A 23,211-nucleotide genomic window follows, 5' to 3' on the forward strand; every position below is an offset into this window, starting at 1 on the left:
TCTAAACGATTTGAAAAATTTTAGAAGGGGTTGTGCCCATTTTGTGCCAATCCCTTCGTTTTTTTATATCGGTAAACAGTAGTGTCCAGCTGTTGAAAAATACAAAGAAGATAAGTTCATGAAGTAGAATATTTTACAGGCACAATCAATCGTTTTCGATTTGAACATAGTTTTACAAAAAGACCGTACTTTAGTTTTTTCACCAACCAAAGTACGGAACTATGAATCTCGGAAAAACAATCTTCGCCCAGGTGATGGAATATCTCCCCAAACATGAGTTTCATCGCTTTGTCGAACGCTATGATGGCTCGTATAAAGTTCAACAGTTTTCCTGTTACGATCATTTCTTGTGTATGGCATTTACTCAACTCACCTACCGAGAAAGTTTGAGAGACACGGTCACTTGTTTATACGCTCATCAATCCAAATTATATCAGATGGGATTTCGAGGTCGTGTCGTTCGTAGCACATTATCGCATGCAAACAATACACGGTCATGGCGTATCTATGCCGATTTTGCGCGCGTGTTGATTCAACAAGCACACGAGTCGTCTCGTGATGAACCATTTGCTGCCGAGTTATCAAACACAGTCTATGCGTCTTACTCAACCACCAACCATATTCACCACATCAAACATCGGCAAATACATCGACACTAAGATAACAGCAACAATAATTCCCAACAGAAGAATGATGACGGGTTCAATAATAGAAGACAATGTTTCCATCTTGCTATCAAGTTCTTTCTCATAGTATTCTGCAACTCGTAAGAGCATAGCGTCTAGTTCGCTTGTTTCTTCTCCTACAGCTATCATTTGAGCAACCATTGGGGGGAATATCTTCGATTTAATGAGTGGTCCAGCGACAGTGTTTCCTTGCTGTACGTGCTTGTTAATTAATTCAATTTCCTTTTGCATTTCTTCATGTGGTAGAATCCTTCTTGTAACATTGAGCGCTTCGATGAGTGAAACTTGAGCGTGCAATAGTGTTCCCAATGTTCGACAAAATCTTGCTATATGATTATTCGTGAACATCTCTCCAATATACGGCAGCCTCATCAATAATCGTTCAAATATACGATACGTCCTTGGCGATTTGAGCGTGCCCCAAGATAGTATGACGATTACCATGAACAGACCTATCACTTTCATTCCATGTTCAGTTACGATCGCGCTCAACCAAAGCACCGCCTGAGTGGTAGCAGGTAGTTCAACTTGAATGCTTTTGTACATTTCAGCAAATGTTGGAACAATAAAAACAAGTAAAACAATAACAGCAAGAACTGCTACTGATATTACAACGGAGGGATACATCATCGCTTGTCGAAATTTTCTCTTGAGGTTTGCGACCTTTTCTAGATAGAGCGCAAGATATGAAAGAACCTCCCCCAAACGCCCGCTTTCTTGTCCCACTTCAGCAGTGATAGAGAAAAGTGATTCAAATATATGATGTTGTTCTTGAAATGCTTTCGATAACGATGCCCCCTTCTGAATTTCTTTTGCAATGGATTCGATACAGTTCTTCATTTTTTGATTTTGTTCCTGCTCAGCAAGAACATTTAACGCTCGATGAAGCGGGACGCGAGCCTGTATGAGAACCGCAAGTTGAGTACAAAATCGAGCCCTCTGCGTATCAGTAATCCGTTGAAAAATGTCACCAAAAATATCTTTGTTATCATTTTTACTTACCTCGCGATGTCGCTTTGACCTTGCAGAGGAATGAAGTTCTCTTCGTATATCTACACTCAAAGACATTTAATTGAAGCCCTTTTTCGAGGCTACAAAAAGCTGTTTGCTGCTCATCGGCACATCTACAGTAACGGTTGCCTGATACACTTGCGATTTCATGTTTCCCGAAATTTTAATCGTAAGTAACATCGTCTGAGAAATCGAGTCAGAATTATCGTTTTCTCTTCCGATAATCATTTCGAGGTTAACATTCTCGGGTTTTGATAATAGAATATCGTTTCGGTGGACATTTTTTCCATCAAAGTGATACGTCACAGATTTATTGTCTCGAACAAATGAAAGAGTTGAATCAGTAACATAGTTCAATTCACTACATCGCATAATGTCAAAAGATACAATTGCTAACGTTCTTTGAACTGATTCCTTTAACTGATTTCTTTTTGACCAACCCCCAACTGATTTGGATGCTGATACATAGATTGATATCCCAAAGCTGAACAAGAGTGAACTAACAATGAGAACAACCAAGAGTTCCTGTGTTGTGTACCCTTCCTCTCTTAACATGAACATAAGCGGCTTCATTGATATATCAATACCGATTTGTTCAGAGTAACAAGAACCGTTTCAGGCTTCTTTTGCCATCGAACACTTACTTCGACTTCAAAAAGGTTTTCAGCGTAGTTGGTCTTTCGCTCTATAAGATATCCTTCAGCCTGAAACATTTCTTCCTTGTATATCCGATAAGTGATTGTACGATTCAATTCAGATTGTGCAAGAGCGAAGGCAATGTTTTTTCGTTCTGTAAAATTATTGAGCATGAAATTGTTCACAGTTATCCAAATCGGAATAAGAACAGAAACAAATAGTGCCATCGCTACGACTGTTTCTAACAATGTGTATCCTTCCTCGTCGTTCTTGCAGTAGTATCGTTTCATAACCATTCTAAAACCGATAGTCTGGCTTGGTTTGTGAAACCGGAAGGCAATAAATATCCCGTTGGCAAATTAGTTCTGTCAATCGTTCCTCCTCTCAACCAACCATAGTATGTTGTAGGAGATTCATAAAAGTAAAAATCTTTTGTCACAACAGTACCATTGATTGTCCCATCAAATGTTACCTTGTTATCTGAAAAGACAGTTCCAATAATTGTTGCACCTTCTTCTATAATGATAATACGTTCTGGCTGCTCGATATTATTTCTTGAAATTAATGCAATCATTCCTTCTACCTTTGAACCACTTTTGAGTTTTATTTCTTGTTTTTCTAACGGAAAAGAACTTAGGGGGGTGGAAAACACAACTGAAGGATATGTTAAAAAAGCGTCACTTTCTATATGAATTACAGGCGATATGAACTGTCCCGAAACTGTTTTACTTGTTGCAATCGTGATTGAATCTTTACTGAAAAGAATACCCTGCTGCACGAATGTTTGCTCACGAACATCTATTCTCTTAGCGGCAATAATCGTTATCAATCCTTCCAGTACTGTAATTCCTGCCAAAGAAACATTCCCTTCCACTATTATATAGAGAGGAATATCCCTTCGCTGTATCTTGGCATTGAGGTGTGCATCTCCTTTAACAAATACATAGTTAATAGAATCGGGAATTGTTTTTGAACGAATTTCTGCTTCCTGCACAAACACCATTGCTTGATGCTGATTTATTTGAGCCTCGTGTCGTAAAAGTTTTTCATAGAAAGTAATCTGTTGCTCAAACGGAAAAGAATGAAAAATCGGAAAGTCCGGGTTTAGTTCTCTAGAAATTTTTCCACTGACGGGAATTTTGATTGGCGAGGTTCTATTTCTGAGATTCCCCACCGTAACACCCGATTGTCCTACGATAACATCTCCCGTGACCGACGATGTACCGGAAAAGACAAGTTGATGATTTCTATTTCCGAAAACTAATGCGTTGTCAAAAACAGACGAAGGAATATCGGCTACAAATGCAGAACGCATAACCTCAGATTTCCTAAATTTTCCACGCGATTGAACAAGTAAAAAAACTCCCCATGGTTTTATTTCTACCATTGTTTTACTACTATCAGGAAAAATAATGTTCAGTGGTGATTGATTCAGAGATGTCTCAATCGCATCCTGATTCTCGCAACTTGCTAAGACTTTTGCAATCCCACTTTCGGCTGCGTAGAGCGCTTTCACCTGAGCAATATCTCGCAGTACCATTTGATTTTTAAAATATTGAATGCTGATAACTGAACCTGCAATGAATGAAAGAATAACAAGCAAGAGTAACATTGAGGCTAAGGCATAACCATCTTCAGAATCCTTGATGAGAATCTTAGAGAAGAGCATTACCGTATATCATTTGCTTACCGTTTCCAACGTCCAGTCCACTGTTTTCTTTTGATAAGAAAATGAAATACTGTTGGACTGTATCTTCAGCACTTTCATTCCTCGGAGTGTATCGCCTTCATGAAGAAAAGCAACAGCGCCATCATTCGTTTCAAGTGTTGCAACTTTGTTTGCGGTGTTGATAAGGATTCCCGTTAATTTCATAGGGGGAGGAACCCACTCTGGGACTATCGCTTTTGGAACAATCATTCTTTTGCTGGTATCCCTTCTGACAGCAATTTGCCTTCTTTGAAATGGGTCTCTCACATCATCCTGATAAACATATTTGATTGATGCTGAATCAATAATGTTTTTCTGAACAGCGACAACTTCACCTTCGTTACTCTCCGCATTTTCGCCTAACGATTGTACAACCTGAACAGTAATCATTCCCCAGATGACAATTAAAATCACAAAAAGTAGTAACCGTATTATTTTCGTATTCATAGCGCGCTAACCACCCGATACATTTGTCATCGTACCCTCGACCGAAACTTGGATTTGCTTTCTTCCCTCTTTTGAAGTTTCCAACACAAGTTTTTTTATTTTCACATGCAATTCACCTGATTCTACTTTGTTGATAAACTTTCCGGTTTGATGAAAGTCGCCAGCAAAGCGTAAAGCAAATCCTATTTCTTTTAACTCACTCGCTTCTTTTGATTCTTGTGGAATAATAGATTCAAAACGTATTCCTGCCCAGGCTGCTTTATCTCCAAGGTACAAAAGTAATCCTGTTTGATTTCGTTCATAATTGTTCGAACCCTCACGCAGTGAACCAAGCAAAGCGTTCTTTCTTGCTAGCAGATTTTGTTTCCGCAGTTGCAATTCATCTATGGTGAAAATAGTTTTTTCATGGTCAAGATAGTTTTGATACACTTGAAAAATGCTTTCCCACCGAGTCGTTACTTCCGTTGTAAGAAGATACAGAAAGCAAAGAAGTGTTGCGCCAATGAAAAAGCGATATTTCTTTTTCCCATTCATATTGAAATCAGTTTCTTGACTTCCCTCTTATACTAAAAGTCAGCGCTGATTTCGAATCATTACTGACAGACATAAAGCGTTCTTCTTGTATTCCATACCCTGAACGAACTAATTGTGCATCATTACATATCCTGGCACTTTGAAGTTGTTTGAGAAATAGAGCAATTTGTTGATGAGATAATGAACTACCTTCTATTAACAGAGTATTCTCATTATTCTTCGATTCCACGGTGAGTTTATTTAGAACTATTTCATCAGGTAAAGCGGAAGCAATATTGTGAAGAAGTTTTGCATACTCGGTTCTAACATTATTTTTTGTACCTATTCCTAATTGCTTCTCAAGAACTCTCACTTGCCGCTGTAAGCCTGCAACTTCAGCATATAACGGACTCGTTAGCGCCCGTTGTTCTTCCCCGTCTTCAATCTTTTGTTCTATTGCTATTGTTGCAATCATAGGAATTGATAACAACACAAAAAGAATCAAGCTACAGGCAAAAACAACTCTGTGTGTCAGCGTTTTATAGACACTTGTTGTAGTTTGTTCTTGTTTGATTGAACTAAGAAAATTAACCGGACTGAGTTCTGGTAAAAATCCTTTGATTGCCAATCCTACTGCGAGGGAATATTCAGAAGAAATGGAAAACGGCTGAAAGATTTTCCCGTTGTCATTTTGCTGAACCTTCAATAATTCCCCGACAAGTATAGTTTGTTCCGGTTCCAATCCAAGTTCCTGTAGAATAGTCGAAATCTCTTCTCGTAAGTTACCCGCATTATGTATTGGTTGAGAATACAGAACCCGATAAGTTTCTTCATGACAAGAAAATACTGAGATTGTATTTTCTCCTGCATAGACAATACTCTTCAGAGAATTGACATTCGTGAATACTTGAAATGGATGAACCACATCCTCAACGCCGGCACTGATTGAGAGTAATTGAATACCGGCACTCGATAGGATTGTATCCAATTCTTGAACATCTGAGTTTCTCACAAAAGAAATGTTAACATCAACACCTACATTGGTTTCTTCAAGAAGATGATAATCAAATGAAACTTGCTGAAGTGGAAGTGGCAGTTTGAGCAGTTGCTCATAATTATCGCGAATCCAACCATCTATATCTTCTGTTTCCGATGGAAGAATCGTTCTGACAGTTTTCACTCCCGTTGATTGAAGCGTTGTTACAGCATATTTGGTCTTAATGTTGTGTTGCTTAAGAAATGTAGAGAACAGAGAGGCTTTGTCTTTTACAGATTGTTCTTCTGTAAATTCAATAGTTCCAAACGCATGTATTTTGTATCCGCCAACATTCTTGGTAAAAAAATTACTCGCTTTTGCTAATTCAACAACTCTTGCTCTGGTTGCTGTTATATCAATCCCAAGTATTCTCGTTATGCCGGCAAGACGTTGAATCCTGCCCGGGTCTAATTTCCAAACCATAATTCCTCAATTACCATGTTCCGGTAACGAGACATTTTGAAACGCCTCACCAAACGAAATATGTGGAGTTACATAAATTATCAATTCGGTCTTATGATTTGATTTTGTTGTCGAAGAAAACAAATCGCCCAACAAAGGAATAGAGCCGAGAATGGGAACCTGTGAACGTTGTTCCGTTTCACCTTCTTCTATCAATCCACCTAGCATAATTGTCTCACCATCTTTAACAACCACAGTAGAACTCAATGCACGTCGGTTGATAGTGGGTGGAACATTGGATGAAAGTTGACCGACCGGAGTACGGAAATCCGGTTTAATATCTACGGTTATCATGCTATCCGCTCCAACGTAGGGAGTAATTTCTAATTTCACATCAGCCTCAATTGTCTGGAACGTCTGGCTTTCCTGGAACACAACCTGTGTCTGGTCTCGATATGGTGTCGTAGTTTTCAACAAAAAATATTGTGTTGTACCAATACTGAGACTTGCTTGTTGCCCGTTAACCGTCGCAAGCAACGGGCGCGATTTAATGTTGGCTATTCCGCGTTGCTCTAATGCTTTTACTTGCATGTAAAAATCGGCTGGAAGGACACCTAAACTTGCAACGTTAATATCTGTACCAAAGAGATTGACGTGACCTATCTTTTCAAATCTTCGATTGAGCCAAGGACCTGTCGCCCCACCATTGATTCCCGGAACGAGTGAGCCTGAACGTGCTATCCCCGTCGTATCAGGGCTCCCAAGTAAACCCGCTTCTATTCCAAACTCACTCCCTTTCGTTCTATCAAAATCAACGACCAATGCTTCAATTAATACCTGAGCTATCGGCTTATCTACTTGCAGGAGAAATTCTTTCATTTGTTCGATGACATCGCTTGAAGCGATTATTACTAAACCATTATGTTCTTTCACCGCCTTGACCATTGCCTGAGATGAAATTGCCTGTGGAATCATTTCCATCACTTTATCGGCACGAAGATGTTTGAGTTTAATCAACTTTGTCACCGCTAATGATTTGTTCGCCCGCTCTCCAATGAAGTATGTTCCTTCGGATTCACGATATGTAAAGTTGGTATTCTTCAACATGAGGTCGAGCGCTTTCGAGAACGGAATGTTTGTTGCACGGATGCTGAGTGTACCGGAAAGTGAATTGTAAAAGACAACATCAGAATTGCACTGCTTGACAATATCGGATACTACACGGTCAAGCGGAGCGTTGGTAACATCGAGTGAAACAAGAGAATCTTTGACACTTACCCAATACGGTCCGGTCGGTTTCTGTTGATTTCCGCTTTGCGTTCCAACAAAGTAATCCATCCTGATGACGATAAATACTCCTTTTTTCTTCTGAACTGCAAATCCGTTGTTGTTCAACAATTGAGTAAAGCCATTCTCAAATTCAATGTTGTTAAGCGTCCCGGTTATTGTTCCTGTCGTTCCATTCAAGAGAAGAATATTGAACCCGGTTTTTTTCTGGATTTCAAGTACAACGCGTTCCAAATCATCATTCTTCAGTTGAACTGAGAGTAAATGATTATCATACGAAACCGTAGGAGGTTTCGGTGGCGGTGGTGGTTCCTCTTTCGGCGGTGGTGGCGGTGCGATTTTAAAAATTCCACCTTCGAGGTTGAGAAGAAGATTGTTCTGCTCACACAAAAACTTGATGGCATCGTACACTCGAACGCTCATCAGAGAAATTGTTACTCGTTTGTTGATTGAGTTATCGAGAAAGATATTCAAGCCATGTTGTATAGATAATCCACGAAAAATGTCTCGTATATCAGTATCCTTGAAACTAAGTGTCGTTGTGTCTTTTGCACCGGGAGGAATATCGGTAACATCCGAAACAGATTTTTCTGAGGTCGTATCTCGTAGTTCGTCATTCGAAAGGCTTTTTTGCTTATTGATAGAATCTGCCTTCGACAACAATTGAGGCGAAGGTACATTGAGATAACCGGTTGGAGAAACAATGATGCTGTCTAACTTCCGCTTGACAGTCTCCCGAACAGAATCGCTTTGCTCTTGAGCATGTATATGATAAATGCTCAACGAAATTATCAAGGCAATCGAACAAAAATATTTGATGTACATAGTATGGTTTTCTTTCTTCCGAACAGATTATATCATAGTCTCTCGTAATACTTCATCAAGAGAGGTTTCACCCCGTTCAGATTTTCTCAACGCGGCATCTCGCAAAGTTAACATGCCCGATTCCTGCACTTTTAATCGCAACGAAGAAGTCTGCATTCCTTGTCCAATCATGTCACTCAATCCATTGTGGATGGGGAGAACTTCATACACAGCGGTTCTTCCTCGATAGCCAACATGATTACACAATGGACAACCCTTCGGTCCAAACCATTGCGATTCTCTTCTATTCGATTTCGTGAGTAGTTCTTCTAGTTGTTCGCTCTTGGGTTGCATCGGAGATTTACATTCAGGACAAAGTTTTCTGAGCAGCCGCTGAGCGAGAATCATTTTCACAGAAGATGCAACAAGAAACGGTTCGATTCCCATGTCAATCAAACGGGTAATTGCCGAGACAGCATCGTTTGTATGAAGCGTCGAAAGCACAAGATGTCCGGTCAACGCCGCACGAATTGCAATTTCAGCCGTTTCAGAATCTCGTATTTCCCCAAGCATGATGATGTTCGGGTCCTGTCGAAGAATTGCACGCAATGCTGCTGCAAATGTTACTCCAATATCGCTCCGCACGTGTGTTTGATTGATACCTTGAAGATTGTACTCTATCGGGTCTTCGATTGTGGTGATGTTAACATCCGGTTTGTTGATATAATTAAGAGCCGCGTAGAGTGTTGTCGTTTTACCACTACCGGTTGGTCCGGTAACCAAAATCATTCCGTATGGCAGCCGTATTGTTCGCTGGAATAATTTCAATTCTTTTTCTTCAAACCCTAATTGCGCAAGGTCAAGTTGTACCTGCGACTTATCAAGAATGCGAAGAACAACCTTCTCACCGAAATCTGTCGGCAATGTTGATACACGGATATCTATGACTCTCTCACCGTTGTTCACCCTGATTCTCCCGTCCTGCGGTCTGCGCTTCTCTGCAATGTCGAGGTCTGCCATGATTTTAAGACGGGAAATAAGCGGCTTTGCTTTTTCCAACGATGGATGTAACACTTCGTGCAGAACACCATCGAGCCTATATCGGACACGAAACGAACGTTCGTACGGTTCAATGTGAATATCGCTCGCTCCCATTTGAATCGCATCAGAAATGATTCTGTTCACAAGCCCGACTACCGACTCATCAGAATCTGCTTCAAGTTTTCGTTCCGTCTCTTTGACCGAAATGAAGTCCGTCCGTTTGGCAAGCGAAGTTTTGCGTGCTTCTACATCGGTGACTCCGTAACAACGATGTATTGCTGTTACTAATTTCTCGGAAGGAACAAGTTCTTTCTTAATTTTTTTCCCGGTAAGAAATGCAAGGTCGTTGATGATTTCCTTCGCATGATTCTCCAGCAGAGCAACAGTTAAACTTCCGTTCTCTGTCAACAACGGGAGAACAGAAAACTCCAAAGCAGTATTCTTTGGAATCAGGTTGAGCGTCTCTTGCGGAATCGTTATTGCATCAAGGTCAACCATGACTCTAACATATTGTTGATAGGAGTCTGAAATATGAGAACGATACTTGAAGAGAAGGCGAGGAAAGAACCGAACGGTAATTTCGGATTTCGCCCGCCTGCCAAAGAACAAGTTCGGCGGGCAGGGATTGCCTTGCCCGCCTGAGGCGGGTGAAATTGCGGATTAATTTTTTGCAATCGAAAGTGATGGACTAAACCGTATGCTGTTCCAAGCAAAGCGGCGAACCAGAAAGCAACAAGAAAGTTTTGGAATCCGAGAAACAACCCGATGAGTCCCGCTAACTTCACATCGCCAAATCCCATACTTGGTTTCTTGAACAGCCAGTCGCCAGCCAGCATGATAACGAACATCAAAACAAATGAACTTATGGAAGAAATGATACTTGAAATCAAGATTTCTTCTTCCATTCCAATAATGCCAATAATTCCAAGTGCATAACTCATCAATAATATTTTATTCGGGATGATGAAATGCTTCCAATCAATAATTGCAATAGGGATTGCAAGGAGAAGAAACGTGAGTCTGGTGAGAAACTCTTGTGTAGGTCCGTAAACGAGAAATAATACAGAGGTAAGTGCGGCAACAAACAGCTCAACCAAAGGATACTGAAACGAAATTGCCGATAAACACTTTCTGCATTTCCCTTTTGAAAACACGAAGCTGAGGACAGGAATCAGTTCATACCATTTCAAATCTCTATTACATGAAGGACAAAACGATGACAAACGAACAACGGAAATTCCTCGCGGCAACCGATAGACACAAACATTAATGAAACTGCCAAGAGACAATCCTATCAGGGTCAATATGGACAAAGCAAAAATCATTCTTAAATGGCATTGAAAAACCTTGTAGATTGTCGCCCTGAATTTGTTTCAGGGTCTATGACGTGTTTGTATAGATGCTGAAATAAATTCAGCATGACACCTTTTGTAGTTTTGCTAGGCTTTCTATTGTATCTCATATCTCATCTACTCAATTACTCAAACTCTCAATCAGTAATCTTCTCTTTTACCACACCCGTCTCATCCACAATCCAAATATTGTACGTTCCGTCATTATCAAAATCTATGAGAGATGTTGCTTGGGCGATGTACGTTTTTTCATCTGCCGAAACTATCTCTATCTTGTACCGTGCCTGCCCACCATCCGAGACAAGTTTATCCTGCTCAAATCCGATTTCATTGAGTTGCTGTGTGTAACGGTCATGTTCAAATTTGTACGATTGCTCAAGCGTGTGAACTTGTTTGAGCATCAACTTCGCCTCGGTTGTTTTTGCTTTGGTAACGATTGGTAGTAATTTTGGCAACGCCAGCAACACCAACACACCGATGATGACGAGAACCACCATCAACTCGGTGAGGGAAAAGCCGCCTTGACTTAACAACACATTTATCTTTCGTTTCTTTACCGGGGTGTCACGGTCCAGACCGTGACACTGCGTAATGGTAATATTTGCTTGGCTCTTCACTACGTTCTCACTTCCCGTTATACACTCTCACCGCATCTTCCATTTTCCCGTCACGAATTAACTTGGGAATCCAACTTAACACTGCTACGACTGCGCCGCCGAGAACGAGTCCCGTATTGAATTCTTCTTTCGTGCTTGTTGCCGCTCCCGCAACGACCATTCCCAAACCACCGATTGCCAAACCATATTGAACGTAGCCTAATGTTTGATACTCGTTGAGGTACTCCATGCTGACGGGATTATCCTCCATTGCTTTTTTGAGATTGCTGATACTTACTTCAAGCACATCTCCGTCATCTTTGGAGAAATAGTCTAACGTGTAAGTTTGAAACGATGATGGAGTGGTATGGGTAAACGAGCCGCCGGGCGTGCTTGTGGTAAACGAATGTCCTCCAATAAAGCGGCTTCCTTGTTCTTCAAACAAACTGATACGCCCTGTAAGTGTTCTCTTCACAAACTTCTCACCGCTTGATAAATCCAACACACCTGTTGTAAAAAAGTTGGCTCTACTGCGCACCTTTGCAAAATACCCATCCTCGTTTTGATATACTTTCACTTCTTCCAATGGATGCTTGATGGAATCGTTGAGCATGAGATACGGTGTTGCGAGGAACGGTTGCTTTAGCTCCACCTTGCCATTGACTGTTTGACCGTTCTCCAGCAAGATGAAACTCGTGCTTTGCTGTGCCGCTACGCTTGCTGAAACAAGAAGTACGGCAATGATGATAGTGATAATGGTGATTGATTTCAAAATGATTTTTTAATGTTTAAGACTTCTGTTCTACTTCAACTTACTCGGAGGTCACAAACCAATTCGTGACCTTGTTGTAGAGTGTTCTGTCATGGTAGGACCATGACAGCCGGGTAATGATGTGGGTTGATTTCATGGTGTACAGAAAGTATAGAATTAGTGAGCAAGAGTAAACAAAAATTATTGTAATATTTTTTTAGACCTATAGTTCTTAATGTTTGGTTGAGAATAAGACAGACTCCCATTATGAATCTAACTCTCTTAATAATTTAGTTGCTTCTTCAAGGGTATCTTTAATAACAAAAAGATAATTCAAATATTCCTCAACTATTGCTTTGCTATCTCCAATACTTCTTTCTCCTATTTTTTTAATTCGCTCTTCCAACTCATAATCGTATGGAAATTTTTTTTGTGTAAGAATAAACTCAAGTTGATTTCCCAAACGTATTTTGCTTGTTATCTCGCCTTTGTATTTTTTCCAATATACAATCAATGAATCAATTAGGCCCACTACATATCCATCATATTCTACCAATTCTGCGTGAATCAAGCTGAGTTCATCTTCAGTAGTATCGTGTGGAAATTGTGTGTTTTTTAATAACTCAAACTTGTTTATTAATCTATTTAACATAAAATTTTCAGGAGAAATATTATTTATAATTAATAAATTACTTGTACCAGAAACTAACTGGTTTACCGTCAAGAGTAAAATAACCACCTTGTCCGCCTCCTTGAGTTCGTATCAGAATCCCTGGCGTACCATCTTTAAGTGTGACTATTTGTCCTTTATTATAATTTTGTTTAAAAAAATCTTTAGCATCCTTAACATATTGTTCCATACCTCTACCTGCACCATGTTTCTTCAGATGGTATTTCAGGCTGGATGCTGCAGAGCGAAAAGTTCCCTTGTGCCAACCTTTCAACAATTCTCGCGCGGTTTTAACGGAAAATTTCATGCCTGTAGTTGATATATCAGGTGGAACACCTGTAAGCATACTGGGAGTAAACATATCATATTTACTCCATAACATTCCACCTTCAAAGAAGTACTCCTTTCCTTGAAAACCATCAAAAAGGAAGTCATTTGCAAAGTCCCAGTATGTCGCCCTATTGATATCGTAGCGACCATCAATTATTCGATCTGCAACAACATCAACAGGATCCATCACATAAATAGGAAGATTGGGAGCTGGTTCATCCGGATCTTCTTCACCCATACCAGTAGGGTCAATCATATTAACAGGGTCATTTCCTACATAAACATACGGGCTATGGTATTCATCTAATGGGTCAATCACATGCCACCTTCCAAGTTGCGGGTCGTACCAGCGTGCGCCGTAGTCGTACCACTGGAGGTTGTGGTTATTCACAAGTTCTTTGCCGTTGTAGAGGTAGCGGTTCTGCTCGCCGCTTATTTGTTGTGCTTCCGTTAAACCAAAGGGGTAGTAAAAGGTTTCATCTTGCAATTGTGCTTTAGGTTGCCCTTGCGCATCTACACCCGGTACAAACGTCACCCGCACATTGCCGAGGTGGTCTTTGAGGGAGTACTCGTACTGGAAACCCGTCCCGCCGTTCACCACTCTTCCTTCGCTCATGGGGAGTTGTTGTAAATAGGGGTTTGCCCCTTGCTTGTATTCAAAGCCGTTTACATACTCTCTCTGTTCTGTCATTGTACCTGTTGCATCGTACGTCATCATGCGCAATTTACTTCCTGTTGCGGTATAAAGCAACTTGAGCTTTCGTCCGTCTGTCCATGTAATGGTAGTAGGCAAATTCAAATCATTGTATTCGATGGTAATGCCTTTGTCCTCATCTTCAATCATATTGCCGTTGTTGTCATAATGATAAGCGCCATAGGGCCAAACATTATTGATAAAATCATACCCTGCTGTGTTCATTGCTCCATCCTGCACCCCCGTCAGTTTATTAGGAGCCGCCGCGTCATAATGATACCAGAGGTTATCAATTTCATCACCGTTATCTTTATTACGCTTCATCCGTTTGATATTTCCATTGAGGTCATACTCAATATCCTTCTCGGCGTACGCGGGCATCGCATTCCATTGCGATGCATACGTCGCATAGTTTGCCGCAGTTAAACGGCTCAACTCATCATAAGTATAAGCATATGCTTGTCTCTGGCTCGCTCCGGTGGATTTCCATATCATGCTTGATATATTGCCATTGTATAAAGGGGAATTATTCAGACCTGAAATAGTAATATCATTGTACAATAAATTGAAAGCAAACAAATCGTTACTGATGGCATTTGCATCACTAAGATCTGTGGGATTATTCATTGAGACTAACCAACCCCGTTCATTATATTTGTAATCTATACTTTGTAGAAAGGTACTTCCTCCGTTGGTCGAGTGCAACTTCTTGGTGATGAGTTGACTCAGCTCGTTATATTCCAATTTTGAAATTAATACTTCCGTTGCACCATTATTCGATTGATAGGTATTGATAAGCCGCCCTGCGTTATCGTATGTGAACCGTTGTTTTACAACCACTTCAGGATTGGGGATGTTGCCTTTCATGTGTGTAAGTTTCGTCCGAAGAACTTTTCCGGAGAAATCGTATTGCGTGCTGGCAACGTCTAAGCCGCCAAGGTGGTTCTTCGTTTGTGTTTGGATAACTCTTCCATACGTATCGTAGAACATTGCCGATTCGATCCAATATTGCTCACTTCCCGCCGGGGGTGTAACATTAGCTCCAATATGAACACTTTGCCCGGGGTTGGTGCGAAACCCCGGCAGCAGTTTAATGGAATTACCTTTGTAGTAAAGTGTTGAAGGAGATGTCGGGCAGGAGCTATAACTTTCTCCGGTAAAAACACTTTGTTGAATACCGAGTATTCTTGTCTTCGTTTTTGTAACCTTATCTTTTATTCTAAAGAAAGCCGTATGACCTGTAATCCAATATTCAGAATAGTCTCCACTGCCCGCTTGGTCCTGTGAACTAAACTCTGATTCAGAATTAAATTGTACGTCGTCTGAGCCATCTGAATCAAAATCATAATCATCGTAATATGTTATCGTCCAGATATTCGCTTCCTCAACGGCAAACCCGTCATCAAGTGAATATCCAATATCGCTTTCATCTCTTTTTGCATAAAAAATTCCTAATCCATCAATAAAATTTTGCATTCCCTGGCGACTGATACGGTCGGGAGTTGTACTCTCATCATGGTAAATACCGGTCATAACAACTCTCCCCAATTTATCGTACCGGGTGAAAAACCAATTCTTGTCGCTCTTCATATTTTCATCCTGAGTCAGCACAACACGTCCTGCCTGGTCATAAATTGTGGAAACGGTACCACCTTCGGGAGTAATTTTTTCAACCACCCTATTATATCCATCGTAGTTATATTTTGTTACCCATTTTGAACGCATATTATCAATCGTTGGCTGATCCGGAGATGATGGAAATTGGTCTAACGCTTGCGGTGGAATAATGAACCGGAGATTACCCAAATCATCGTAAACATAATACGTTTCAACATTAACCGGCGTCCCGCCTCCGACAAAAGAGCGTTTTAATATTTCCTGATCAGATTTATCCTTGAATATGATAGCCTCATGACTATTTTCATCAGTCGTCGTTGTGGAATATAGTTCACCAACAGCATAATACCCACCGTGAATTAAATTACCGTTATTATCAACCTCCCATTTTCTAACATTATTATCCGTGTTTGTTCCATACGCAGTGCGTATGGTATGTGGAGTTGCTTGTCCGGTCCGCCAGTCTGCACCGGGGGCTCCTTGCTCTTGAACTCTTAGCAATGGAGACCTTTCGACAACAGACTGACTAAATGGAGAACTTGTACTTGCAACTCCTGTGGGAGGAGTATTATAAAATGCACCTTGCTCGGTTTGAGCGTAATACCTGAACCCTCCATCATTGTTTCCTTTTGTGAACGGCAAATATGATTTTGTCTGCAAGCCATATTCATCGTATTCAACATGTGTAATCACATCGTTTCCCAAAGGAGATGATTTGAAGCTCACTGTTTGCGATGCACGACCAAGTCCATCAGCGTACGATATTGCCTCAGATTTTTTTGTTTGTGAAAGGTTGCTGATGTCTGTTTCCGCGTTTTCTTCGCTCGATTGTAATGGGTAAAATATTGATTGGGTTTTGACAGAGTTTTGAAAAATAAACTGAAAGGAAACATCCATCTGATATGACCAGGCATAACACAAACCGCCAATACCAATTTCATACGCACCCTTGAAGTGTAACGTATGTGTACCTTTTTGCAGCATCCCAACGTCAATAAGAATACCGTTTGAGAGAGACTCATCGCCATTCGCACTTAAGGTTATTACTGATGACCATTCACTATTATCAAGACTCCATTTGTAGGCATTTGTGGGAGAACTTGTATTTTGAACACTAAATCGAATTTGATTATCCGCTACCAACGTAATCTGAGGATTTTGGAATTCGGGTGGATTTCCAACACAGAACGTACGAACGGCTGTTACAGTACGTCCTGGAACACAGGTATTTACCATTCGCACAGAAACCGTATATATTCCCTCATGTACAGTGATAGGCGCGGAAGGCCACCCTGGCGAGGTCCATCCATTGTTTTCATAATAACCAGCCAATTGATATTCCGTACCTCCTGATACCGGCCCTTCATTTAGCGACCAAAAAAAATTGGCTTCTTGACAGCCATAGGAATCACAACCTTTTGCTGAGAACATTGATATCGGGATAGACCAACTTGCGGGCCAATAATCTGGCCATGGTGGTTGCCCATTAATTGAAACTTCCATCACATCTTCCCCTGGTGGATACACACACTGTGCTTTTACACTATAGAAATTACAAAAAAATAACATTACGAATATTATAAGGTACATCTTTCTTAAAAAATAGCCGAAATAACTTCTACTATTCCCATTCTTCATTTTCATAATAATATCCCAATTCTGCTATTAATAAATAACATTAAATACATGTAATTCGTCGGTGATATTTTCTTTTTAATAACTTTTATGAACTACTATTCTGACGCACGACTAAAAACATAATTGTGCCGTTTTACAATATTCTTATCTTTATCCCGCACAAGAATTAACCTTCCTAAGTTATCATACTCAAAATACGTCGTTATGTTGTTTTGGTCAGTTATCGAGGTCATTTTCCATGTAAGCGGATCATATGTGTACGTTGTCATAGATGCATCCAACGGGCGAAAACGGACATCGTCAATATATCCCTGTTCAAAATTTAAATCTGGGTCTGAGGGAAACTCACATGATATGTGTAAATAACCATCCGAGGGAAGCGTTTCCATTTCTTGTGGAGTAATATGAAAACTAAAATATTTCCAACTGTTGCTTGGATCAAAATTGACAGTTTTGTTAATCCCGGATATCAAGGTACCAGTGCCGTCATAACCTAATATTTTAGCCCGTAACATGTCACCCTTGAACCATCCTTCTACAACGTAAGGTTTCATTTTATCAAACCCTTCACCGCTATAAAAACGTTTGTATAAATATATATCGGAAAGAAGTAATAAACTTTTTTTTCCTGTATGATTTTCCGGTGACACCGTTACTCCAGATACTTCCGATGTATTCCAACCATTATATGTTAAGTCTTCAAATCCTGTGTGTCCCCATTCACCATTCTTTGCATTAGCTATTATCGCGATTGGCAATGCCCCTTCATGTCCATAAAGAACTGACGTGTAGTTACCATCACTCCCTTTTTCTTCTGTAGGATGACTATACTTGTCATATTCAGTGATATTTGATGTCATTTTCCATGGGAAACTTGCATCTACAACAGGATAATCCTCTCCAGTATATGTGTAGAATAAACTTGGAAATTCGACATAAGTATAATCTCGATTATACATGTATGTGTCATTCATCCTCCACACACCATCAGACGATACACCATCATGACTCCATTCTTTAGACCACGTAGTTACCGTAGCACCAGAAAGAAATTGATTGTGGGAATTTGAATAGAGCAAGTCTAAGAATGGTGTAGTTATACCCACAGGTAACACATATTTTTTTGTCCCGGCAACTTGTGAAAGCATATTCTTATTTAGCATGTCGTTATAGTAACGATATGCTGGCGCAGTTTCTGTAACTTGCTTTAAGTCTTTTGAATCTTTGCTTTCTGTTATTAACACAGAACCGGTAAGTTCATCAAACCCAATATTTGTTACCGTTGAAACAACTTGATCAGAAGTCACATAATCATCCGGATAGTAGAAATATGAAGTGGATGTAGTAGAGGCAACGTAAATATTCTCTACTTGATGCTCAACAACTTTTAAGTTTCCATCTAACTCCGTTTGATATTTCTGTTGTGTTTTACCCAACGGTATCGTAGGAGGAGTCGTTACATTGGAGTGCGTTGCGTAGTCTAACGAACCATTACTTAAGAGAACTCCTCTTGTTGCCGTTTTTAGGTCAGAACTAAAACAATATTCTATCTCACTCTTTGTTAATGGATAAAAATCATTATCACTCGTGCCGCTGGTTCCCGGTTTCATTCCATAGACTGTGATAGATTTTAATCTCCCTTGCATACCGGTTTTATCATTAATCTTCACCTGATTGTTTGAGTTTACAATAACACTTGTTATACTCGAATTATCCGAGACAAAAGGATAATCATCAGATGTAAAAAACTCATGAACCGTTTTGCCATTCGACACAGTCCCTGACACGCTACCTTCTTCATAAACTTCTACTTTATCGTAGCCAACAGTAGGAGGAGGTCCAAGAATATTTAATTTGTGATTCACAAGAACTTCATCATGGGTATACCTATGTGATCCGGGTACTCGTGAAGTAAAAAAACCTATTCGGTTTATCCATGGTAATGCTGTAAATGCTATGGATGGCATGACATTGAGATACCCTTTTCCATACTTATATACCGTCTTTTTAATATTTGAGCCATTACTTATAGATATTGATTGCACGCGATGCCCCCCACCAAACATGAAATTGGGAGAGATCGCGAAAAGATATGAAATTGGTGATGGCTGAAAATCATACTTTTCTTGTGTGTATGGATCTATCTGGTTTGTAGCATTGTAAATTCTATCCGATGCGTCACACATAAAAGGCAATGTCTCGCTTATAAAATCAACTATCCAAGTATCACTATCATAAGTATTAACCTCAGATATTCTAACAGGGTTTTGTTTTCCTACCTGTGAATAAGTGCCTACGCCCTCATAATAAGACACTGCTGCAGGCATAACCCCACCATATTCATTAAAAATTGATTGTAACACAGAAGGGTGCCTACCTCCACACGGAGTACCGTCATTAATAAGAATATGGCCATAATTATTTCCATTGGGCTGGGAATATTCATCCCATTTTTGATAAAACATTGGAGTAAATAATGCTAGTTTATTTTCTGTATCGCCTCCTATTTTATCTATGTAATCCGACTCATAATTAATTGTAATTGTTCCCCCGAGTGGAGTAGTAATTGTAGAGAGCGCCCAGGCACCTGCGTCTCTATCCGCTATTGTTTTCTTGAAACTATTGAAATGATTATACTCCGAACCTTCGCTTGTATAACCATTCCATACATCCCATGTATGTTGCCCATACCCCGGATTGTATCCATAGCTAAATTCTGTCGGCGGTAAACCTACTTCGCCATCTTTTCCATATTTTGTAATAGAGTTCAGTGTTAGCTTGCCTAAACCTCCTTCTTCACGGCGGGGACGTCCCACTTGTAAACCATAAGAATATTCAAATCCTATTTTTTCAATGATGCTTTTAGAAGTAGTTTGGGTATAATCCGTCATATATGAACCATCCGATTTCAGTACCTTTTTTCGTATCATGATGCTATCGAGTTTCTTTGATGACGGAGGGGGGTCTCCCGAAACGAGTGATATTCCGATAGTTTTTATTACCCCGCCCCACTGGCCTTCAATTCCACATCCTTCAAAGTAATCGGGTCCCGAAATGCCATCCGGCAAACCTGAAACCGAAAAAGTATATTGATCATCATCTGGTATTGCATCCGGCTGTGAAGCAATATCAACAATTGCCTCTTCTGTAAAATTAGTCTTGGGAACAAACGCACATACAGGAGAAGGTTCATATCGTATATAGTTGTTATAAAATGCATGCACTTTAATAGTACTTGAACTCCCCAGAACGCTTTTATCAAAAGGCACTGTCACTAAAAGATTTGGATGATTTCCGGACCACGAGCCACCCGGTATGTAAATTCTATTAAAATCAACTATTGTTTGGTCATCGTCTAACCTTGAGTTCACATCAAACTCCGCAATATGCGTAGCAGTTTCAATGCTTTGCAAATAGAAAACATCCCGAACACCTTCATTGAGGGTTTTTGTATTTTTGTAAACTGCGTCCGGCATCAATTCCAGGTCATTTTGAGTTCCCTGATATTTTTTAAAAGGTTTGCGCCACGTTGCAAATCCATAGAATTTGTAACGAAGCTTGACCCAGAACCCCCAGTCATCTGAACTATAACCAGGAACACCTCTATCTACATAGTCAGGTCCTTTCACTCCGGTTAATAACCATGATGATGCATACGGAGAGGTCATTTTATTTTCGACACTGGTTTTTTGAGACGTACCCAGATTTTTTACACTATATGTATGTGAACTATGTGTAAAAACAGGTTGATAAAATTCATATACCTTCCCGTCTTCTGAAGTTATTTCAAATCCAATGAGTAAACCGGTTTTTAGATCAATAGCTGGTTTGATAAGCCGACTCCCCCTATTTATAGAAGAAAAGTTATCTCCGTAAGTTTGTGTCAAAGAAGCAAACGCCCCCCCTTGTTCTCCAAGAAAACGAAATTTAATATGAGTTCCTATATTTTCCTGTCCAGTGATTGGAACATACTTTCCTGTGCCTTGTTGCACGGTTTCATTTTCGTCATAAAGTTTATACCCGTATTCAACAAAGGGTTTAAACATTCCTGCCAATCCCTGTGCTGAAACTTGATACTGGTCTTCCCCAGAAAAAATACTATTACCCGTTCCATCGGTAATTAGACTTCTATCCATTCTTGGACTTGTGAAATTGTTAGGAGCAGAGGAAGATGTTACAGCGTAACTTACATTTTCATTATACGTGACAGCTTTTTCAATAACATTACTACTCCCCATCCCCCATATACTGGTCAATGTATTTCCGGTGTAACCCATTTGATGGAGCATACCAATTGCTTCCTCAGAATGGGTTTCATCTAACCACCACTCCCACTCATAATATCCCAATGAAAATGATAAGCCTGCGATAGGGGTAGGAATAGTTACTCCCCAACTACTTTGCGTGGATTGCCCTTTGCCGTCTGTTTTCGCTTGGCTTTGAAATCCAACCCCTGCAAAAGAACCTGTTGGACTACCTTTTGAAGAAAAACTTACACCAACTAAGGAGAATGATGTTGTTCCGCCACCCCATGCTGTTGAATAAGATAAGCCCGCCCGCCCGCCATATACAGGCTTTTCCCCCAATCCAAAATCAGCCGATGCACCTATTGAAGCGCCAATACCACTTGTATGTCCCATAGAAGCACCCAGCCCGACACTAACGCCGCTTCCTGATACACCGGAATACACAGTAAGATTGAAGCCTATACCTAAACCGCCATTTCCAACAGGCAACATGCCGCTAATGATGTCATAACTAAGGTTCATACCCCTATATCCAAGATTCGAATCAAAATTAAGATTCATCCCTACGGGACCATAATTTACACCCAATGAAAGTCCATATCCTCGTTGTTTATGAGCATAGAACCGGGATTCAATTTGTCCTCCCCAAAAGTCGTCAGGATAACCATTCATGAATCTATTAATTGACCCAGGGTTTAAGTCCCAACCAAGTCCTACCCATGTTGCATCAGTGTTTGGACCTATGCCAGCATGATAGAAGATGTTTATTGGCCAATTCCCTTCCGGACCTGGTATCTCTAGCAATGGTATGTTATAAGTAAAGTTTCCGGTATAGAGATCTACTAAGTCAGTCGCATCTACCGGTTCAAATCTTGCCGCCTCCGGCAAAACCGGATTATTTCCAGCAAACACTACCCTACCGTTCATCAACAAAACAATTGAAAGAATTACAACACGAAGAAAAATCTTAGTTATCATTAGAATCTCCTAAATTTTTTTTTCATTTTTCTGAAGCAACACGGGTTATCCCCTTACCGCTAAGGTCATTTCCGGCAGGGGGAGTGTAAATTGCACATTCAATGAGCCGGTGTTACATCCAAATTCTTCAATGTGAAAGTTCAACCATTCGTGAGTTTTGCTTAAGACGTCCCGCTCGTTGAACGTGCGTGGAAAGAGAAGCAAATATTCTCTCTCCTTGGTCATCCCGTATGTTCGCTCCATATTGTACAGCGAAAGCGGCACTTCATCTCCCGACGGCGTTTCGATATATATATATTCCTGCATCGAGAATAACAGTTTGTTCAGCCATGCGCTGTAATGTTGAAAACCTGCTTTCATGCTTTCATACTCGATGTCCCGCTTTCCATCTTCATACCCGATGGTGAGCACAAAGTACAACGAGTTATCATACATAGCCCGCTGGTTACTCACCTCGGATTCGAGTTGGAACAGTTGTTTTCTTTTCTCCTCGTTGTCCATCACGCTCATCACGAGTTTCTTCTTTTGCTCTTCATGCTCTCTGTACTTTCTGAGCATCATTGCATCGGTCGGAAGATACTGCACCGTTACTTTGACTCCATTTTGTACTACCGATTGACGAAAAGGCGAATCATCCGCTTTGACGTACTTCTCATACTCGTCAATACTTTCAAAGCGTTTTTCACACCCTGTCATCAACAAAAGGATAGCGAACAAGAATACTATAAATCGGGTTACCATAAGAATCCGAACTGCCTTATCTTTTG

At 40.3% G+C, this 23,211-nt stretch carries 17 protein-coding genes; 1 reads left to right on the forward strand and 16 read right to left on the reverse strand.

The genetic code is table 11. The features are described from left to right. The first annotated feature begins 221 nt into the window (after positions 1 to 221). The gene (locus HY960_13715; protein ID MBI5216804.1) at positions 222 to 659 is read left to right on the forward strand and encodes a DUF4372 domain-containing protein; all 438 of its coding nucleotides are present in this window, start codon (positions 222 to 224) and stop codon (positions 657 to 659) included. Here the strand turns inward: HY960_13715 and HY960_13720 are convergent. The 16 genes from HY960_13720 to HY960_13795 form a co-directional block, all read right to left on the reverse strand. Beyond that, positions 606 to 1,754 carry a type II secretion system F family protein gene (locus HY960_13720; GenBank protein MBI5216805.1) on the reverse strand — a complete coding sequence of 383 codons (1,149 nt, stop codon included), beginning with the start codon at positions 1,752 to 1,754 and terminating at the stop codon, positions 606 to 608. The genes HY960_13715 and HY960_13720 overlap by 54 nt on opposite strands. Continuing rightward, positions 1,755 to 2,069: a hypothetical protein gene (locus HY960_13725; GenBank protein MBI5216806.1), complete on the reverse strand. Its 315-nt coding sequence runs from the start codon at positions 2,067 to 2,069 to the stop codon at positions 1,755 to 1,757. A gap of 197 nt (positions 2,070 to 2,266) precedes the next feature. Next, positions 2,267 to 2,623 carry a hypothetical protein gene (locus HY960_13730; protein ID MBI5216807.1) on the reverse strand — a complete coding sequence of 119 codons (357 nt, stop codon included), beginning with the start codon at positions 2,621 to 2,623 and terminating at the stop codon, positions 2,267 to 2,269. Continuing rightward, on the reverse strand, positions 2,620 to 3,936 hold the full coding sequence (locus tag HY960_13735; protein ID MBI5216808.1) for a hypothetical protein: 1,317 nt from the start codon (positions 3,934 to 3,936) through the stop codon (positions 2,620 to 2,622). Before HY960_13735 ends, HY960_13730 begins: the two co-directional genes overlap by 4 nt. Positions 3,937 to 4,011: 75 nt before the next feature. Next, a complete protein-coding gene (locus tag HY960_13740) occupies positions 4,012 to 4,488 on the reverse strand; it encodes a hypothetical protein (GenBank protein MBI5216809.1) in 477 nt (158 codons plus the stop codon). Positions 4,489 to 4,494: 6 nt separating this feature from the next. Then, positions 4,495 to 5,022: a type 4a pilus biogenesis protein PilO gene (gene pilO, locus HY960_13745; protein ID MBI5216810.1), complete on the reverse strand. Its 528-nt coding sequence runs from the start codon at positions 5,020 to 5,022 to the stop codon at positions 4,495 to 4,497. 7 nt (positions 5,023 to 5,029) lie between these two features. After that, positions 5,030 to 6,460: a PilN domain-containing protein gene (locus HY960_13750; GenBank protein ID MBI5216811.1), complete on the reverse strand. Its 1,431-nt coding sequence runs from the start codon at positions 6,458 to 6,460 to the stop codon at positions 5,030 to 5,032. A gap of 6 nt (positions 6,461 to 6,466) precedes the next feature. Then, positions 6,467 to 8,551 (reverse strand): secretin and TonB N-terminal domain-containing protein, encoded by a 2,085-nt coding sequence (locus HY960_13755; GenBank protein ID MBI5216812.1) that lies wholly within the window; start codon positions 8,549 to 8,551, stop codon positions 6,467 to 6,469. 27 nt (positions 8,552 to 8,578) lie between these two features. Beyond that, on the reverse strand, positions 8,579 to 10,069 hold the full coding sequence (locus HY960_13760; protein MBI5216813.1) for a type II/IV secretion system protein: 1,491 nt from the start codon (positions 10,067 to 10,069) through the stop codon (positions 8,579 to 8,581). Beyond that, positions 10,048 to 10,884: a prepilin peptidase gene (locus tag HY960_13765; GenBank protein ID MBI5216814.1), complete on the reverse strand. Its 837-nt coding sequence runs from the start codon at positions 10,882 to 10,884 to the stop codon at positions 10,048 to 10,050. Before HY960_13765 ends, HY960_13760 begins: the two co-directional genes overlap by 22 nt. A gap of 176 nt (positions 10,885 to 11,060) precedes the next feature. Continuing rightward, positions 11,061 to 11,420: a general secretion pathway protein GspG gene (locus HY960_13770; protein ID MBI5216815.1), complete on the reverse strand. Its 360-nt coding sequence runs from the start codon at positions 11,418 to 11,420 to the stop codon at positions 11,061 to 11,063. 127 nt (positions 11,421 to 11,547) lie between these two features. Then, positions 11,548 to 12,291 (reverse strand): hypothetical protein, encoded by a 744-nt coding sequence (locus HY960_13775; protein ID MBI5216816.1) that lies wholly within the window; start codon positions 12,289 to 12,291, stop codon positions 11,548 to 11,550. A gap of 244 nt (positions 12,292 to 12,535) precedes the next feature. Then, positions 12,536 to 13,009, reverse strand: coding sequence for a hypothetical protein (locus HY960_13780; GenBank protein MBI5216817.1), 474 nt, complete (start codon positions 13,007 to 13,009; stop codon positions 12,536 to 12,538). Further along, positions 12,960 to 16,817, reverse strand: coding sequence for an RHS repeat-associated core domain-containing protein (locus HY960_13785; GenBank protein ID MBI5216818.1), 3,858 nt, complete (start codon positions 16,815 to 16,817; stop codon positions 12,960 to 12,962). The genes HY960_13780 and HY960_13785 overlap by 50 nt, the downstream gene beginning before the upstream one ends. A gap of 497 nt (positions 16,818 to 17,314) precedes the next feature. Beyond that, positions 17,315 to 22,444: a hypothetical protein gene (locus tag HY960_13790; protein ID MBI5216819.1), complete on the reverse strand. Its 5,130-nt coding sequence runs from the start codon at positions 22,442 to 22,444 to the stop codon at positions 17,315 to 17,317. A gap of 45 nt (positions 22,445 to 22,489) precedes the next feature. After that, entirely contained in the window at positions 22,490 to 23,140 is a 651-nt protein-coding gene (locus HY960_13795; protein MBI5216820.1) for a hypothetical protein, read from the reverse strand. Between the last annotated feature and the right edge of the window lie 71 nt (positions 23,141 to 23,211).

The sequence above is a fragment of the Ignavibacteriota bacterium genome, assembly GCA_016212665.1.
In the GTDB taxonomy this organism is placed as follows: Bacteria; Bacteroidota; Ignavibacteria; order UBA10030; family SZUA-254; genus FW602-bin19.